Source organism: Paenibacillus chondroitinus NBRC 15376, assembly GCF_004000765.1.
In the GTDB taxonomy this organism is placed as follows: Bacteria; Bacillota; Bacilli; order Paenibacillales; family NBRC-103111; genus Paenibacillus_E; species Paenibacillus_E chondroitinus.
The window spans coordinates 1-16,541 of record NZ_BILW01000075.1; the positions used below are offsets into that span (position 1 = coordinate 1).

14 protein-coding genes are annotated in these 16,541 nt (G+C 50.7%); 10 read left to right on the forward strand and 4 right to left on the reverse strand.

Annotated elements, in window-relative coordinates; translation table 11 throughout:
* Positions 1-146 precede the first annotated feature (146 nt).
* On the reverse strand, positions 147-842 hold the full coding sequence (locus tag PCH02S_RS34405) for a 3D domain-containing protein (protein ID WP_127458611.1): 696 nt from the start codon (positions 840-842) through the stop codon (positions 147-149).
* A gap of 219 nt (positions 843-1,061) precedes the next feature.
* Between PCH02S_RS34405 and rpoN the strand changes: the two genes are divergently transcribed.
* Complete coding sequence (rpoN, locus tag PCH02S_RS34410; protein WP_164819842.1) at positions 1,062-2,366, forward strand: RNA polymerase factor sigma-54; 1,305 nt, start codon at positions 1,062-1,064, stop codon at positions 2,364-2,366.
* Between the two features lie 13 nt (positions 2,367-2,379).
* On the opposite strand, the gene ablB is transcribed toward rpoN, so the two are convergent.
* The gene (gene ablB, locus PCH02S_RS34415) at positions 2,380-3,255 is read right to left on the reverse strand and encodes a putative beta-lysine N-acetyltransferase (protein WP_246069410.1); all 876 of its coding nucleotides are present in this window, start codon (positions 3,253-3,255) and stop codon (positions 2,380-2,382) included.
* A gap of 165 nt (positions 3,256-3,420) precedes the next feature.
* On the opposite strand from ablB, the gene PCH02S_RS34420 reads away from it, so the two are divergent.
* The 7 genes from PCH02S_RS34420 to PCH02S_RS34450 are packed head-to-tail and all read left to right on the forward strand — an operon-like array spanning position 3,421 to position 10,538.
* A complete protein-coding gene (locus PCH02S_RS34420) occupies positions 3,421-3,684 on the forward strand; it encodes a YokU family protein (RefSeq protein ID WP_127458613.1) in 264 nt (87 codons plus the stop codon).
* Positions 3,685-3,725: 41 nt separating this feature from the next.
* The gene (locus tag PCH02S_RS34425; RefSeq protein ID WP_127458614.1) at positions 3,726-5,087 is read left to right on the forward strand and encodes an aspartate aminotransferase family protein; all 1,362 of its coding nucleotides are present in this window, start codon (positions 3,726-3,728) and stop codon (positions 5,085-5,087) included.
* Positions 5,074-5,784, forward strand: a complete 711-nt coding sequence (locus tag PCH02S_RS34430) for a CoA transferase subunit A (protein WP_127458615.1) — start codon at positions 5,074-5,076, stop codon at positions 5,782-5,784. The genes PCH02S_RS34425 and PCH02S_RS34430 overlap by 14 nt, the downstream gene beginning before the upstream one ends.
* Complete coding sequence (locus tag PCH02S_RS34435) at positions 5,751-6,413, forward strand: 3-oxoacid CoA-transferase subunit B (protein WP_127458616.1); 663 nt, start codon at positions 5,751-5,753, stop codon at positions 6,411-6,413. The genes PCH02S_RS34430 and PCH02S_RS34435 overlap by 34 nt, the downstream gene beginning before the upstream one ends.
* 42 nt (positions 6,414-6,455) lie before the next feature.
* Positions 6,456-7,745, forward strand: coding sequence for a peptidase (locus PCH02S_RS34440; RefSeq protein WP_127458624.1), 1,290 nt, complete (start codon positions 6,456-6,458; stop codon positions 7,743-7,745).
* Between the two features lie 3 nt (positions 7,746-7,748).
* Positions 7,749-9,104: a 4-aminobutyrate--2-oxoglutarate transaminase gene (gabT, locus tag PCH02S_RS34445; RefSeq protein ID WP_127458617.1), complete on the forward strand. Its 1,356-nt coding sequence runs from the start codon at positions 7,749-7,751 to the stop codon at positions 9,102-9,104.
* 15 nt (positions 9,105-9,119) lie between these two features.
* Entirely contained in the window at positions 9,120-10,538 is a 1,419-nt protein-coding gene (locus PCH02S_RS34450) for an aldehyde dehydrogenase family protein (protein WP_127458618.1), read from the forward strand.
* Between the two features lie 386 nt (positions 10,539-10,924).
* On the opposite strand, the gene kamA is transcribed toward PCH02S_RS34450, so the two are convergent.
* Together kamA and PCH02S_RS34460 are read right to left on the reverse strand one after the other, a co-directional pair.
* On the reverse strand, positions 10,925-12,361 hold the full coding sequence (gene kamA / locus PCH02S_RS34455; RefSeq protein WP_127458619.1) for a lysine 2,3-aminomutase: 1,437 nt from the start codon (positions 12,359-12,361) through the stop codon (positions 10,925-10,927).
* Positions 12,362-12,474: 113 nt separating this feature from the next.
* Entirely contained in the window at positions 12,475-13,896 is a 1,422-nt protein-coding gene (locus PCH02S_RS34460; RefSeq protein WP_127458620.1) for a sigma-54 interaction domain-containing protein, read from the reverse strand.
* Positions 13,897-14,319: 423 nt separating this feature from the next.
* Here PCH02S_RS34460 and PCH02S_RS34465 point away from each other — a divergent pair, with 423 nt between their 5' ends.
* Complete coding sequence (locus PCH02S_RS34465) at positions 14,320-15,033, forward strand: ABC transporter ATP-binding protein (protein WP_127458621.1); 714 nt, start codon at positions 14,320-14,322, stop codon at positions 15,031-15,033.
* Between the two features lie 16 nt (positions 15,034-15,049).
* A complete protein-coding gene (locus PCH02S_RS34470) occupies positions 15,050-16,270 on the forward strand; it encodes an ABC transporter permease (RefSeq protein WP_164819843.1) in 1,221 nt (406 codons plus the stop codon).
* The last annotated feature ends 271 nt before the right edge of the window (positions 16,271-16,541 follow it).

A 16,541-nucleotide genomic window follows, 5' to 3' on the forward strand; every position in this document is an offset into this window, starting at 1 on the left:
CATGACACGTTTTTCAGCAGAAATGGTCAAAATAGTGGCTTGTAGTTCCCTTGACCTGGGGAAAACGTGCCTTTTTATAGAAATAGTGGCCTGTAGTTCCCCTATACTCCCACCACTAGCCACTCGCCTTTCTAACAAACAGCAAATTAGATATTCTCCCGGTTCAGCACATAAACTTTCACGTTTTTCTTCACGCCGAATTCCTGGGCCTGACTCAAATCGTTCATGAACACATCAATTCTCGAACCGCGAATCGCCGAGCCGATATCTTCAGCTTTGCGAATGCCGATCCCCTCAATGAAGACGGTGGAGCCTAATGGAATGACAGCCGGATCGACGGCGATCGTCCGTCCCTCTTTGGCTTTTAACCCGCTGAAGGTTATGCCGTACATGGGATGGGAAGCCTTTTTACCGGTCGATTCGAAACCTGCTGTATAGGCTGTCAATGTGGTGTTGATTACTTTTTTAATGATTTTTGGTTGTGTTTTCGTGACAGCCCCTGTTCCACTTGAAGGAACATTCAGGGTTTGTCCAATGGTCAATCCGCGCGGATCACTAATTCCGTTGGCTGCCATCAGGTCGTTCACATCCACTTCAAAGTCGCGAGCGATTTTGAACAAGGTATCTCCCCGGTTAACCTGATACTGCGTTGTTGGCGGCACGGTAGCGGTGGTAGTGGTTTCAGGTTCAACGGCAGATGTGGTATTTGCTACAAGACTGTAAGATTGCGGTAGATCCGTGAACTCGTCGCTGCTAGGATAGGAAAAGGCTTTACCAGTAAGCCATAAACTTACTAACAAAGGAATTGTCAGAGTCGTAAACAAAATTCTTAGAAACATCATAGCTCCTCCTCAAAAAGTTAATAGAGTTATAGCTACTAGACTCGTCAAATTTATATTTTTCTATACGTATTCTATGAAAATTTACTAGATTAGAACCCGCAAAAGGTCCCTTTACGGGCTTTTTTGCTGTTTACAGACAGATTGGCAAACGTTCGTCCTCACGTGAATACACTATAGCAACAACCTAAAGGAATGATGTTCATGCGCCCAGGATACGGAATGTTTCAACAACAGTCGGCGAAAATGCGGCTCACGCCGCAGCTGCGCAAAGCCATATCGATTCTGCAGCTCTCGCTTCCTGAATTGCTGGAGGTTGTTCAGCAGGAGATGCATGAGAATCCGGTATTGGAGTTCGCCTCCGTTAATGAGCGGACAGTCGATACTCCTACTCGTCCTACCCGTACGAGGGATGGCGAAACTCCTTACGATCCGCTGCACCATGCAGTGTCGAATGAGGTGTCGCTGGAAAGGCATTTGAAGGAGCAGTTATTCTTCATGAAAAAAGTGCCGCAAGCCGTGCGCCGCATTGTCATTTTTATGATTGGAAATGTGGATGGCAATGGCTATCTGACCTCTTCGATAAGTGAAATTTCGGATGTTTTGAAAATGGAGCGTGAGCTGGTGGAGCAAGCCCTTACGATTCTGCAAAGTTTTGAGCCTGCCGGTGTGGGGGCGAGAAATTTGCGCGAGTGCCTGCTTTTGCAGGTAAAGTCTTTGGCGGAAAGCTTTCCGCTCGTCGCCATACTCATTCGCCATCATTTAAAGGATGTTGCCGATTATCACATTCATAAACTATCGCAGCATCTGCAAGCTTCGCCGCAAGAAATTCAGGCAGCCGTGGCCGTCATCAAAGGCCTGAATCCCAGGCCAGGAGCTGCCTTTCAGACGGAAGACATTCACTATATCCTACCGGAGGTGATCATTGAAAAGTCAGGCGACAAGCTTGTCGTGTTTACTCATCAGGCAGCGCTGCCCCGTCTATCGATGAATGGTTATTATGAGCGACTTGTGAAGGAGGGAAAAGATGCGAACGAAGCCGCTCGCTTTCTAACCGGCAAGTTCCAATCGGCGATGTTTTTTTTAAGGTGCCTGGAGCAGCGCCGAAAGACGATTTTTCGTGTGGCTCAAGCCATCGCCGAGGAACAAAGCGATTTTTTTTGGAAGGGGACGGCCAATCTCAAGCCGATGACCTTGAAACACATTGCCGATAAGCTCGGCATGCATGAATCGACAGTCAGCCGGGCAACTGCCGGCAAATATGCTCAAACGCCTTGGGGCATCTTCGAGCTCAAGCACTTTTTTCCGTCAGGCTTGCCCAAAGACTGCGGAGAGTCAGCGTCCTCCGAGCGTGTCAAAGCCAGAATAAAAGAGTGGATTCGCAGCGAAAACACCGCTAAGCCATACTCCGATCAGAAGCTGACCGTGCTGCTGAAGCAGGAAGGCATCCAGATCTCGCGCCGCACCGTGACGAAATATCGGGAGGAGCTCGGCATTTCTTCTTCCTTGAGAAGGAAACGCATATAGTTAACCTATAGGGTTATGGCTTGATTAAGGTTTTGGCCCATAAATTCATATCCTCATATTTATCGTAGATATCGCAGTTTTTCGTCAGCCTGCCGTAATACCCATAGCCCATTTGATGGAAAACGGCATTCATGCCGAAGGAAAGCGCTCTGGACAACGAGTAGGCGCAGGTAATCTGGCGAGCGATCAATTCATCCTCCAAAGCATGCATCAAAAGCCGCATGAGCCCTTTGTTGCGGAAGGCAGGCAGTGTGGCGCAATCGGTCATTTCAGCATTGGCATATGTCGCATTGATTTCAGCGGAAGCGGCGCTAATGAGCTCATTTTGCGATTCGACGAGATAATAAATCGTCCCCTCCTGCATCGTTTTTGCAACATAAAGCGGATCGTTCATGGGTGTCGGGTAGGTCTGGAAAATCTGGCTGTACAACTGCGACAGCTGCTCCGCATCCTTGGGCAAAGCTAAACGCAGAGTAAAAGGTTCCGGTATAACGGGCCTTATGGACTTACGAGAAAGCGCTAGCACTTGATGTAAAATGCTATCCTCCTCCATCCAATAATCGCTGCTCCGCCGCCCCAAATCGTAATAAAACGCCATGCAGTAAGCGTCCATGCCATGAAAATATCCTTTATAAATGCCCTCCAGCATGCAGCCTTTTCCTAAGAAGCTCTGCCAATCCTGCTCTCGCGATTTGATAAAAACCTTAGTCAGCGCATGGCTTTTGGCAACGTAGGCTGCTCGTTCGTAGATGGCATCGACATTGCCTTGATAGTCGTCTACCCGCAATCTTTTGTTCATGAAATCGAGGTAAAAGCTTACCGTATAATCACTGCCGCTTTCAACTTCCAAACGGGATGTTGGCCGATCATTTGGCATTTGATTAGGCATCTGGCAGTCCCCTCCTTCTTCTTACCATGGTTATATGCTTCGATCCGTTAGATTAGCCTTGCAATAATTGGGGTTGTCGGACCAAAGTTGGCATGCATTTTGCTTCGTTATTAGGCAGTAGCAGCAGTAACGCAAACCATATCTCATGAAGGAGGTTGAGCGCTTATGCAGTGCATGTGGTGTGAAACGGAAGATGTCCGTGAAGGGGTAAAAGATTGCTATTGGATCATGCCGGACGGGAGGATGGCTGTACAGATTTTGAACGTACCCGCGATCGAGTGCGCGAACTGCCGAACGTATGTACTGGAAGGCACTGCCCAGCAGATCGAAGAGATGCTGTATTGGCATGATGTTTCTGCGCTCGGAAGCTCCTTTCACTATGAAGATCTGATGAAAGCTCCTCGGGTCAAAAATATGTTTCTGAAATGAAATCATCAACAATAGTGAAGGCTGATTAACGGGGGTGCCTTATGGGGCGAGAGCATTTAATCAAGCCGGTTCTGGATCATCCATATCCTACGATTCAATATGGCAAAGGGGTGTTCCTCTACGATGAGCAGGGCAAGGCGTATCTGGACGCATCGTCAGGGGCTGTGACGGCCGGCATCGGGCACGGCGTGCAAGACATTATCGATGCCATGATGGAACAGGCGAGTAAGGTATCTTTTGTATACCGTTCACAGTTCACAAGTGAACCGGCGGAGAAACTCGCGAAGAAGCTGAGCGATTTGGCGCCAGGGGGCGACTATTGGTCCTTCTTCGTGAACAGCGGCTCAGAAGCGACGGAAACGGCGATGAAGATTGCCATTCAGCACTGGCAGGAGAAGGGCCGATTCGGGAAAAACAAAGTGATATCCCGCAGGATGAGCTATCATGGTATCACCATGGGCGCGCTTTCGATGTCAGGCCACGTACTTAGAAGAAGGCGGTTTATACCGCTCTTAGAGGATTTCCCGGTGGTTGCCCCTGCTTATTGCTACCGGTGTCCGTTGAACGCAGCTTCCTGCAAGCTGGCATGCGCAGACGATTTGGAAACAGCGATTAAACGAATCGGCGCCGAGCATATCGCCGCCTTCATTGCGGAGCCGATCGTAGGGGCTGCCGGAGGGGCGATTGTGCCGCCTGCGGGTTATTTTAAAAAAATCAAAGAGATTTGTGAGCGCTATGAGATCTTATTTATCGCCGACGAGGTGATGACGGGCATTGCTCGTACGGGTGAAATGTTTGGCATGCAGCATGAAGGCGTAGAGCCCGATCTGATCGCGCTGGGGAAAGGCTTGAGCGCCGGTTACACACCGATGGCTGCAACGCTGGTTAAGGATCATGTGATGGCGCCTATTTTACAAGGCTCCAAGAGCATAATGGCCGGCCATACTTACAGTGCCAACCCACAGTCGGCAGCCATTTCATTAGCGGTGCTGGACTACGTCAATAAGCATCAACTAGCTGAGTCAGCTCGAAGCATGGGAGCATATCTGCTAGATAAGCTGCGTCTAATGGCGGAAGGCATCGAGATCATTGGCGATGTCAGGGGGAGAGGTCTTCTTCTGGCCCTGGAGTTCGTACGGAATCGAGACGATAAAACGATGTTTCCACCTGCGGCGGGCATCACATCTCGAATCATAGATACAGCCTTTCAGAAAGGCTTGCTCGTTTATCCCGCAGCCGGCGCTGTGGATGGGGCTGGGGACGCCATTATTGTGGCGCCGCCTCTGGTTATTACGGAAGCGGAAGCCGATCAACTCGTACAGCTTTTGGAGGAAGCGATTCGGGAAGTTGCTGATGAGTTGTCCAGAGAGTCGGCGGGAGGTGGCAAAGATGGAGAAATCTGAGCTGAGCAAAGTGAAAAGCTTGGAAGAGGCGCTTCATGCGATTAATGACGGCTGTACGCTGATGTACGGCGGGTTTGGCGGTATCGGGACACCACCGACGCTGATTGATGGCATTTTAAGCAAAGGGGTCAAAGACTTAACGATTATCGGCAACGATACTGGGTTCCCTCATATCGGAATTGGCCGTTTAGTAACCGCAGGACGGGTGAAAAAGGTGATCGCTTCCCATATCGGCTCCAATCCTAACGCTGGTCAAATGATGGAAGACGGCACCATGGAGGTCGTTTTTTACCCGCAAGGTACGCTGGCGGAGAAGATCCGGGCAGGCGGCGTCGGCCTCGGAGGCATTCTGGTGGACGTCGGCGTCGGGACGATGATGGGAGAAGGCAGGGAGACGGTTTCGATCGACGAGCGAACGTATTTGGTGGAGCCGGCTTTGACCGCCGATGTGGCGATTGTTCATGCTTTGAAGGCGGACCCCTACGGCAATCTTGTCTACGATAAAAGCGGCAGAAATTATAATCCGCTCGTGGCGATGGCTGGGACCTTTACCATTGCCGAGGTGGATGAAATTGTGCCTCTTGGCGCGCTGGACCCTGAAAGCATTGTTACGCCGGGCATTTTCGTCGACATGGTCATCCTTAGTAAAGGAGTGAATTGGCAATGGGTATGGGAAAAGAAAACCGTGACCGAATAGCGAAACGGGCCGCTCAGGAATTAAAAAACGGCATGGCCGTCAATTTAGGTATTGGCATCCCGACCCAGGTGGCGGACTATGTGCCGGAGGGTGTGCAAATCGTTTTTCATGCGGAAAACGGCATCTTGTATGCGGGCGGAGCCCCGAACCCGGGGGAGGAAGATGCGTTTCTCTGCAATGCGGGCGGGTATCCGGTCACCATTGTCGACGGAGCCTCCTATTGCGACAGTTCCATTGCTTTTGCCATGATTCGCAGGGGCTGCATTGATGTTACGATCCTTGGGGCGCTGGAGGTTAGCGAACGGGGGGATTTGGCGAATTGGATCGTGCCTGGGAAGCGGGTGGCCGGCATTGGCGGGGCGATGGAGCTTGCGCAAAAGGCGAAAAAAGTCATCGTGCTCATGAACCATGTCAATCGGCAGGGAGAGTCCAAAGTGAAAAAGCAGTGCGAATTGCCGCTGACGGCCAGGGCTTGCGTGAAGCTGATAATTACGGAAATGGCCGTGATGGAAGTGGTGGAACATGGCTTGCTTTTGAAGGAGATTATGTCTCCCTATACCGTTGATGACGTCGTTCGCCATACCGAAGCGGCTTTGATCATTCCTGAGCAGATTACCTATATTCCATAATGGAAGGTGAACCAGAAGGAGGGAATTCCATTGCCGAATCCGATGCCGAATCCGAAAGCCGAACTGCCGGAGCGAATTCATGCGTGGATCACGCTTCATCGTGATGCAGGGACCGCACTGCTGCAGCAAATGGTCCGAATTGCAAGTACACAAGGCAACGAGAAGGAAGTTCAACTCCTCGTTGCCGATCAACTGCGGGGCATGAGAATGGATGTGGATATGTGGGAGCCGGATGGAGAGGAGCTTGCGGATCATCCGTATTTTTGTTCGCCACGGAGCCGTTTTGCAGGCAGTCCCAATGTTGTGGGGGTTATGAAGGGGGCAGGAGGCGGACGTTCCATCCTGTTGAACGGCCACGTAGACGTTGTGCCGGAAGGCCAGCGGAATCAGTGGACGAACGATCCTTACAGCGGAGAAGTGGTTGACGGCAAGCTGTATGGACGTGGATCGACGGATATGAAAGGCGGGAATACAGCGCTTTTGCTTGCCCTCGGGGCTATTCAGGGATTGGGGCTGAAGCTGAAAGGAGACGTTATTTTTCAAAGCGTTGTGGAGGAAGAAAGCGGAGGAGCCGGGACGTTGGCGGCTATTCTAAGAGGTTACCGGGCCGATGCGGCTCTGATTCCGGAACCTACGAATTTCCGCATTTTCCCCAAACAGCAAGGCTCGATGTGGTTCCGCATTGAAGTTAAAGGGCGTTCGGCGCATGGCGGAACAAGGTATGAAGGTGTGAGCGCGATCGAGAAAAGCGTTAAAGTCATCCAGCATATCCTGGAGCTTGAGAAGGAGAGAAATGCACGGATCACAGACCCGCTGTATGCTAACAACCCGATACCGATCCCTATTAATCTGGGTGTTATTCAAGGCGGGAATTGGCCCTCGTCTGTCCCCGATACCGTAAAACTGGAGGGCCGCATGGGGGTAGCCCCTGAGGAGAGGCTGCAAGATGCCAAGGAGGAAATGCTGAGGTGGTTGGAGCGATTACAGGAAATTGATCCATGGTTTGCCGAGCATCCGCCTGATCTTGAGTGGTTTGGGGCGCAATGGGTACCTGGCAGCGTCGACCCCGAGCACCCTTTGATGCAAGTGCTTATGCAGCAGTTTCGCGCGATTAAGCAGGAGGAGCCGGTCATCGAAGCATCGCCCTGGGGCACGGATGGCGGCTTGCTGACGCAGCTGGGCGATACGCCTTGCATTGTTTTTGGCCCCGGGATTACGGAAGTGGCGCATTACCCGAACGAGCACATTGTGCTGGAGGATGTGTTCAAGGCTGCTGAGATTATCGCGCTGACCTTGATTCACTGGTGCGGTTTTGACAGAATGGAGGCATAGGGGATGGATGTGAAGGAGAGAAGGACGAAGTACATTGACATGAAGACCTCTCTGCCGGGACCTGAGGCTCAGAAGCTGCTGGAGCGGCGTATGGCGAGCATCCCACGGGGGCCGTTCAATACTGTGCCTACTTTTGCAGCAAAAGGGGAAGGAGCCTTGCTTACGGATGTCGACGGGAATACTTTTATCGACTTGGCTGGAGCCATCGGCTCATTAAATGTCGGCCACTGCCCGCCTCAAGTGGTGGAAGCTCTGAAGGCGCAGCTGGACAATTATTTGCATCCATGCTTTCATGTGATGATGTATGAGCCATATGTCGCTCTTGCTGAGAAATTAAACGAATTGACGCCAGGTGATCATGCGAAAAAAACGTTTTTTTTGAACAGCGGGGCGGAGGCAGTAGAAAATGCGGTGAAAATCGCACGCAAGTTTACGGGGCGCAAAGCCATTATTTCCTTTGAGCGCGGCTTTCACGGGAGAACTTACATGGCGATGTCGCTCACGAGTAAAGTGAAGCCTTATAAAAATGGCTTCGGCCCTTTTGCACCCGACACCTATAAAATGCCTTATCCCTACTACTACCGTGCCCCTAGCGGTATGTCTGCGGATGAGCTCGATGCATACATCTTGCAGAAGTTTGATGACTTTTTCTTGTCTGAGGTTCCGGGCGAGGACGTCGCTGCCGTGATTCTGGAGCCAGTCCAAGGCGAAGGGGGATTTGTCATCCCTTCCACGCGTTTCATTCAAGGCGTCAAAGCCATTTGCGAGAAATATGGGATTCTGCTTATCGCGGATGAAGTGCAGACAGGTTTTGGGCGTACGGGTAAAATGTTTGCGATGGAGCACCACGGAGTTATACCGGATCTCATGACGATGTCCAAATCGATTGGAGCAGGCCTCCCGATCAGCGCTGTGACGGGCAGGGCGGAAATCATGGATGCACCGGGGATCGGGGAAATCGGAGGCACGTATGGCGGCAGTCCGCTTGGTTGCGCAGCAGCGCTGCAAGTCATTGAGATGTTGGAGGCAGAGCGGCTGCTTGAACGGGCTGCCACGATCGGTGCAGCTGTCATGGAGCGTTTCGGGCGTCTGCAGCAGGAACTCAGCTTCATCGGGGATGTGCGCACATTGGGTGCTATGAGTGCTATAGAGATCGTGCAGAATCCCGTGAGTCGAGCGCCGGATAAGGAGTTGACGGCCCGGATTTTGCAGGAGGCGCATCAGCATGGCGTCATCATTATGAGCGCAGGTATTTACGGAAATGTGATTCGTATCCTAAGCCCGCTAGTGATCACAGATGAACAGCTCGCTGAGAGCCTTGATGTGCTGGAGGCGGCGTTCAGGGCTTGCGGCGGTTAGAAAAGGGGAAACAGCATGAAAAAGCATTTATTCATTGAGGGCCAGTGGGTAGAAGCCGGTGAATATCGGCCCTTATTCTCGCCATACAGCGGCGAACAAATTGCCGAGATTGCGTACGCAGGAGTGGCCGAGGTGCAGCATGCACTGGAGGCGGCTGAACGTGCCAGACCTTTGATGGCGCGTATGCCGGCGCATGAACGCGCCGCAATATTAGAGCGGCTCGCTGCCTTGATTTGCGATAATGCGGACGAGTGCGCTCGCATTATCGCGCTTGAAGCAGCGAAGCCGCTGAAGACGGCGAAGCTTGAAGTGGAGCGGACCATCGCAACGTACAAGTTCGCAGCTGAAGAGGCGAAGCGGATTCACGGCGAAACGATTCCGATGGACGCAGCGCCTGGCGGGGAGGATCGCGTGGCGTATACGATCCGCCAGCCGTTGGGGGTTGTTGCGGCGATAACACCGTTTAACTTTCCGATGAATTTGGTTGCGCATAAGGTGGGGCCTGCATTGGCTGCGGGCAACACGATCGTGTTGAAACCGGCGGGACAAACGCCGCTGTCCGCGTTGTTTTTGGCGGAGCTTTTGCAGCAGGCGGGGCTTCCCGCAGGGGCGTTGAACGTTGTAACCGGCAGCGGGGGCGCCATCGGCGACATCCTGGTGACGGATGCAAGAGTGAAGGCGGTTACCTTCACGGGAAGCCCGGAGGTCGGGATTGCCATACGCAGTAAGGCCGGCCTGAAGAAAGTAATCTTAGAATTAGGCTCCAACTCTGCGCTCATTGTGGATCAAGGGACGGATGTGGACAGCATGATCGCGCGCGCCGTTACGGGTGCCTTCTCCTACGCAGGCCAGGTATGCATTTCCATACAACGGATTTACGTGCATGAGGGGCTGTTTGACGAATTTGTCGGGAAGTTTGTCAAGCAGACGGAGATGCTTCAACTAGGGGATCCGCTTGATCCCCAAACGGATGTCTCGGCTGTTATCGCTTCGCGCGACGCTTTGCGGGCGTTGGAGTGGATCGCAGACGCCGAGTGCGCCGGCGCTGTTGTCGCAACCGGCAACAAGAAGGAAGGGAATGTCGTGCATCCGACAGTCCTGCTTCATGTTGGTGCGGCGAGCAGCATCTCCTGCCGGGAGGCATTTGCTCCTGTCGTGATGATCAATAAGATTGCCTCCGTCGAGGAGGGGATTAGGCTCGTGAACGACTCCCGGTACGGCCTGCAAGCGGGCATCTACACGCAAAATATCCGTACAGCGTTCGCCGCTGCCGAAGCGTTGGAGGTGGGGGGCGTCATGATTAATGACATCCCCACCTTCCGCGTAGACCACATGCCGTACGGCGGCGTCAAGGAGAGCGGCACAGGACGCGAAGGCGTGAAATACGCCGTGGAGGAGCTGACCGAGCTGAAGCTGGTCTGTTTTAAAAAGTAGGCGTGGCTGCTCCGCTGGCCTGTCCGTCGCTATAAAAGTTGAAGGGGAGCCCCCGAGGGCATCCCCTTCTTTGTTTATTCTTGTGCAATGCGGCAACTTTTGCGCATGCAGGAGAACTACAGGGCGCTATTCGAGCGCGATCCGCCGAACTCGGGACCTGAGAGGAACTACAGGCCTTTATTTGGTCTCAAATGCCTGCATTTGAGCAGGCAATGGCAGAATAGCGTCCTGTAGTTCCCTCCGGCGCGTCATATAGCCGCTTTCCCGCAGAATAGCGCCCTGTAGTTCCCTTCCGCACTTGGCTTTCCACCCGTGGTCTCGCACTCTGCCTCTCGCAATTGCCCGTGGCCTTTCGCCCTTCATGCTCCGCCCTTGGCTTTCCGCCCTCAGCTCTCCGCACCAGACCCCTTACCCTCGCCAGACCCTTCCGAGGACGGGCTGTCTTCCGCAACGCCAGCTTTACTCTCCTTCTGCTGCGCCTTCATCAGCTTATCCTTCATCTCATCCCGCTTGGTACGGCGATCCTTCAAGGACGCGTGCTCAGGCGCTTCCGAGTAAGCTTTTCTTCTGCCAATCCGGCGCAAGTTTTCTGGCACCAAGTTGAATTTTTCATCTTTCATCAGCGCGATAATCCCTGTGCTTTCAGGCTGCTTCTCCACACCGTAGATTTCGTTGAAATACTCATCCGCACGGCCCGGCACATAATTTTTGGGCTCCGGGTACCCGACGATGACGCCCTCGTAGTTGCGCAGAATAACCTTATCTTGGCTCTGCGAGATCAAATAGTTCGGCTGGAGCGCGATTTTCCCTCCGCCTCCGGGAGCATCTACAACGAAGGTTGGCACAGCATAACCAGACGTATGTCCGCGCAGCGCTTCAATAATTTCGAGGCCCTTGGACACCGGAGCCCGGAAATGGCCGATGCCTTCGGACAAATCACATTGATAAATGTAATAAGGGCGCACACGCATTTTGACAAGATCATGCATGAGCTTTTTCATAATGTAAGTACTGTCGTTGATGCCCGCTAGAATCACAGACTGATTGCCAAGCGGAACACCCGCATCGGCGAGCATGGCGCATGATTTTTTCGCTTCTTCGGTCATTTCCAAAGGGTGGTTGAAATGCGTATTAAGCCAGACGGGATGATATTTTTTGATGATGGTGCACAAATGCTCCGTAATCCGCTGCGGAAAAACAACCGGTGCCCTCGTACCGATCCGGATGATTTCAACATGGGGAATCGCCCGCAAATTTTTCAATATATATTCCAAAATATTGTCATTAATCAGCAGCCCATCCCCGCCGGACAGGAGAACGTCGCGCACCTCAGGCGTATTCCGAATGTACGCAATGGCGTCATCCAATTGCTTTTTGGGAACACCCATGCCCACTTGACCGGAGAAACGGCGGCGCGTGCAGTAACGGCAGTACATGGAGCACTGATTGGTAACCAGGAAAAGCACCCGATCCGGATAACGATGGGTCAAACCGGGCGTAGGAGAATCTTCATCCTCGTGCAGAGGGTCCTCCAGATCATATTTTGTTTTCAACAATTCGGCGGAAACAGGGACAGATTGCATACGAATCGGGCATCTTGGATCATCAGGATTCATCAAGGATGCATAGTAGGGGGTAATATTCAAAGGGATCGTTTGCGTCGAGATGCGAACGCCCTCTTCTTCCTCAGGGGTCAGATTCACCACTTTTTTCAAATCATCCAAGGAACGAATGGTATGTGTCAGCTGCCAAAGCCAATCATTCCACTGCTCATCCGTGACGTTTTTCCATAGCGCAACTTCTTTCCAGTGACGTCGTTCCATCTTGGCACCTCCAGTAATGATGTTTGCTCAGTAATAGAAGATGCAAAAAGCATGCCAACATTTCCTCCAGACAGCGGAAAACGCAAAAAAGACTCCATGCGGAGTCTCACAGACTAAGGTTTTCTCACGATACCGTAGCGATTAAGTTTATACTGCAGGGCTTGGCGTTTGATGCCGAGAGCTTGGGCGGTGAGGGTTATATTGTAATGATGGCGGGTGAGCGCGTTCACAATCGCTTCTTTTTCCAGCTGTTTCACTTTATCGGTTAAGCCGGTTGAGATTTCACCTTCATGCAGCTTTTCATACCGCAGTGGGTGGATTCCCATGACCGAAGCGGGGAGGTGCGCCTCTTCAATGATTTCACATTCCAGCTCCATCATATTGTAGGTCGATTCGATTGCATGGCTCAGTTCGCGAATATTTCCCGGCCAATGATAGTCGAGCAAACGCTGCATGGCCGCTGGCGCTATCCCCGTAATTTTCATGCCAAACAAGTCATTAAACGTATCGATAAAATGGTTCGTCAAAATCGGAATATCTTCTTTGCGCCCAGCGAGCGGAGGAAGCGTCAGATTCACGACATTCAGCCTGTAAAAAAGATCGCTGCGCAAAAGCCCCTTATCCAGCGCCTCTTTTGGATCCATATTCATGGCGGTAATGATGCGGACATCCACCTGCTGCTCCTGTGTACCCCCAACCCGGCGAACAAGCCCGTCCTGCAGCACGCGCAGCAGTTTGGCCTGCAGAATTAAATCCAAGCTGTTCAATTCATCCAGAAAAAGCGTTCCGCCATTCGCCTGCTCAAATAAGCCGGCACGGTCAATGGCCCCGGTAAAGGCGCCCCTTGCCGTTCCAAACATGATGCCTTCCATCAGCTCGTTGGGGACAGCTGCACAATTTTGCGCGATAAAAAGACGGCTTCTGCGAGCCCCGGCATTATGGATGCTCTGGGCTACTAATTCTTTGCCCGTACCGGTGGGGCCGCAAATTAGAACCGGCGAGCTTGTACGCGATGCTTTTTTGGCAAAAGAAATCGTACGAAGAAAATCTTCATTATTGCCGATTAAATCGCTGAAATGGTAGCGGGCGGAGCTTGTGTGCTTCTTATCTTTGGAAGGGGACTCGTAAATTTGATGTCGAAGGTCCAGAATTTGATCGTGGAGATGCACGATGCTTGTAATATCTTTGGCCACTTCCAGGGCGCCGATGATGTCTCCATTTTCCAGGAGCGGGTACGTGCTGTTGATTGTGGTGATTCTTTTGCCAGTGACGCTGACGTACGTTTGGATTTTCTCGCGAATTTCGATACCGGTCTGCAAAACCTTCATGAAGGTGCTTGTTTCATTGGTTAGAGAAGGGAACAGCTCAAAAAAATTTTTCCCGACAACCTGCTCACGCTTCAGCCCATCCGTTTCCGCCATTTTATCATTATAGAAAATAGTAATTCCCTCACGGTCAATGAGATGAACTCCGACATCAATGATATTCAGCATTTTTTCAAAATAAGCTGCGCCATGCTCGTTATGCCCGGACATGATGGATCCCCCCTCGCGTAAGGATGGTTCAGTGCTTCACTTAACATCTTATGAGGGCGAGAGTGGAATAAGACCTGCAAATACAAAGAGCCGATGGGACATGGCCCTTAACGGCTTCAACTTTTAGGTATGAGTTCGAGTTCGGTTAATGAGACAGGGCAGTTCCGATTAATTTTAGATACATCGTGTCGCCTGTTTTTGCCCACATCAGAAAATGATAGCGATTGAGCAGGACGCCCTTTTTCATAGCAGTCTTCATATGCAGCACCTCCTTTTTGTTAGTAGAAGACTTGATAGAGTAATAGATACTAGATTTGACCAAATCATAGAATTATATACATCTGGGATTGATAGCTTGAAAAAAAGCGGTAGAAATGCAAAGATGCGTTATATAGGATGAGGGTAGAAGGGAATGTGATTGTAATGTCAGAAGAACGGTTAGCCGTATTGGAAGTACATATTGATCAGGCTGGTTATGACGAGGTTCCGGATACTATCAAAAACATTCATTTTGAGGTTCGGCAAGGTGAACTTGTAGGTCTGTTAGGTCCCAATGGAGCCGGCAAAAGCACGACGATGAAGAGCATCCTGGGTTTGTTGAAGGATTTTAAAGGGAAAATTTCTTTTATGGGTGAGCGAAAAAGCTACGCTTATATACCTGAGCATCCTATTTTGTATGATGAGTTGACGTTGTGGGAGCATATGGAATTTGCTGCTTCCGTTTATGAACTGGACCGAACCGTATTCCTGGAACGCGCGGATGATCTCTTGCACAGGTTTCGGTTGTTGGACGAAAAGCATCAATTGCCGGGCAAATTTTCCAAAGGGATGCAGCAGAAAATCATGCTGATCCTGGGCTTTTTGAATAAACCGGACGTGTACATTGTGGATGAGCCGTTCATTGGACTTGATCCGAAGGCGATCAAAGATTTCATAGGGATGTTGGATGAGGAGCGTAAGCGAGGCGCCGGTATTTTGATGAGTACCCATGTGCTGGACACGGCAGAACGGATATGCAGCTCGTTTGTGCTTCTGTCCGGTGGGAGATTGGTGGCTAACGGGTCCTTGAAGGACATTCAAGAACAATGCGGCATGCCAGACGCGCCATTATTCGATTGTTTCCATTCCTTACTCTAGAAAGGAGGGCCGTACTTTGAACAGCAGCTTTCAGCTTTTTGCGCGTCGCGTTCGATCGGATTGGTTTTTTCAATATAAAGCGTTGCGAATGGCCGTGGATTGGGTTATTGCGATCTATTTTGTCATTCCGCTGATTATTGTGGCTGGTTATCAATATTACTCTTGGTGGGCGACTCAGCCTTCATGGTTTAGTTGGATATCTTTGTTTATAGTTGGTGCGGCATTCTATGTGTTTACTTGGCTGGGGACCATTCGATACTTTGTTGAGGAAGGCGATCAGCTATTCCTTCGGCAGAACCGGCGGTGGTTTCAGCATATCATGCGACTTGGACATCGATATTCCCTTGTGCTGCAGGGGATTACAACGCTTCTTTTGATGTTTGTGTTTCTTCCTTTGCTCGTTCAGGTGTATGGCTTTCGTGTGCCTCAGCTGATTTCCTTGTGGTTGATTACCTATCTGCTAAAAATTAATCTAGGCTTGCTTCGCCAATTGGTAGCCTTACGTATGCAAGGTTTTCTGCTTTGGATATTACGGATCGTTGCTTTTGCAGGGCTTTTCTTTGTGTATCAAAAGCTGGTTGCTGCGATCAGTCAGAACGTGCTTTACATTTGGGCGGTTCATCTACTTTTACTCGTATTGGCTGTGATCTTGAGCAAAGTACGTTTGCAAGAGAAAGGGGCTTTCTTCGCGGATATCTCCAGAGAGCGCGACTCGCGGATGCGGATTGTTTCTTTAATGTTAATTCGTGTTACGGAGCGAAAAAGAAAACCGAAGCGAAAGCGCCCTCTATTATTCAAAAATTCGCAACGCTTGTTTAAGGGGAAAGGCGCCGGTAACGGCATCGCTGATATGCTAGTAAAATCTTTCTTCAGAAACGGCACGCAGTGGAAGCAAACGATACAGTTTGCCGCTCTGATTAGTGCGGCTATGTTTATCATGCCGGGACCTCTTAAAATTACGGTCTGGATTATTGCCGCGTGCGCGTTGGTATTTTGGAGGAAATCATTTTGTAAAGACGAGCTCAGGACACCCTTTTTAACCCTTTTTCCTATCCAGGATACAGAGAAACATCAAGCTCTCCAATTATCGACACCTGTTCTTGTGCTGCCTGCGCTGATCCTGATTAGCCTATGTATGGGGATTTCTTTCTTCACTTGGTGGGGACCAGTGCTGATGGTTGGAGCTGCATTTCCTTTGGCTTATGGGACTTCTTCCGTATTTACAAGCTGGTATTGAGCGGGGGGAGCTTTAACTGAAATAGCTTTAGATGAGAAGAACAAAGTTGTAGACATACAGCGTTGTTCTTTTTTCGTGGGCATGAAAGTCCATTTAGAGGTTGTAATCCTTCTGGAACCATGGTATATTGCTAATCTGTCGTTCAAAGACAGGTTAAATTGCTCTCAGAAACGTGTCGAAAAAGAATTTAAAAAAAAGCTTGCAAATCAAATTTCGACATGGTATATTACTTTTCGCTGCTTCGGTAATACGGCAGCGAGCGAAAGAAATT

Excerpts from the sequence above, each read along its gene's own strand:
- PCH02S_RS34430 (WP_127458615.1), top strand. The coding sequence starts at position 5,074 with ATGGAGAAATCTGAGCTGAGCAAAGTGAAAAGCTTGGAAGAGGCGCTT.
- gabT (WP_127458617.1), top strand. The coding sequence starts at position 7,749 with ATGGATGTGAAGGAGAGAAGGACGAAGTACATTGACATGAAGACCTCT.
- PCH02S_RS34440 (WP_127458624.1), top strand. The coding sequence starts at position 6,456 with ATGCCGAATCCGAAAGCCGAACTGCCGGAGCGAATTCATGCGTGGATC.
- PCH02S_RS34465 (WP_127458621.1), top strand. The coding sequence starts at position 14,320 with ATGTCAGAAGAACGGTTAGCCGTATTGGAAGTACATATTGATCAGGCT.
- PCH02S_RS34425 (WP_127458614.1), top strand. The coding sequence starts at position 3,726 with ATGGGGCGAGAGCATTTAATCAAGCCGGTTCTGGATCATCCATATCCT.
- ablB (WP_246069410.1), bottom strand. The coding sequence starts at position 3,255 with ATGCCTAATCAAATGCCAAATGATCGGCCAACATCCCGTTTGGAAGTT.
- PCH02S_RS34450 (WP_127458618.1), top strand. The coding sequence starts at position 9,120 with ATGAAAAAGCATTTATTCATTGAGGGCCAGTGGGTAGAAGCCGGTGAA.
- kamA (WP_127458619.1), bottom strand. The coding sequence starts at position 12,361 with ATGGAACGACGTCACTGGAAAGAAGTTGCGCTATGGAAAAACGTCACG.
- PCH02S_RS34420 (WP_127458613.1), top strand. The coding sequence starts at position 3,421 with ATGCAGTGCATGTGGTGTGAAACGGAAGATGTCCGTGAAGGGGTAAAA.
- PCH02S_RS34460 (WP_127458620.1), bottom strand. The coding sequence starts at position 13,896 with ATGTCCGGGCATAACGAGCATGGCGCAGCTTATTTTGAAAAAATGCTG.
- rpoN (WP_164819842.1), top strand. The coding sequence starts at position 1,062 with ATGTTTCAACAACAGTCGGCGAAAATGCGGCTCACGCCGCAGCTGCGC.
- PCH02S_RS34405 (WP_127458611.1), bottom strand. The coding sequence starts at position 842 with ATGATGTTTCTAAGAATTTTGTTTACGACTCTGACAATTCCTTTGTTA.
- PCH02S_RS34435 (WP_127458616.1), top strand. The coding sequence starts at position 5,751 with ATGGGTATGGGAAAAGAAAACCGTGACCGAATAGCGAAACGGGCCGCT.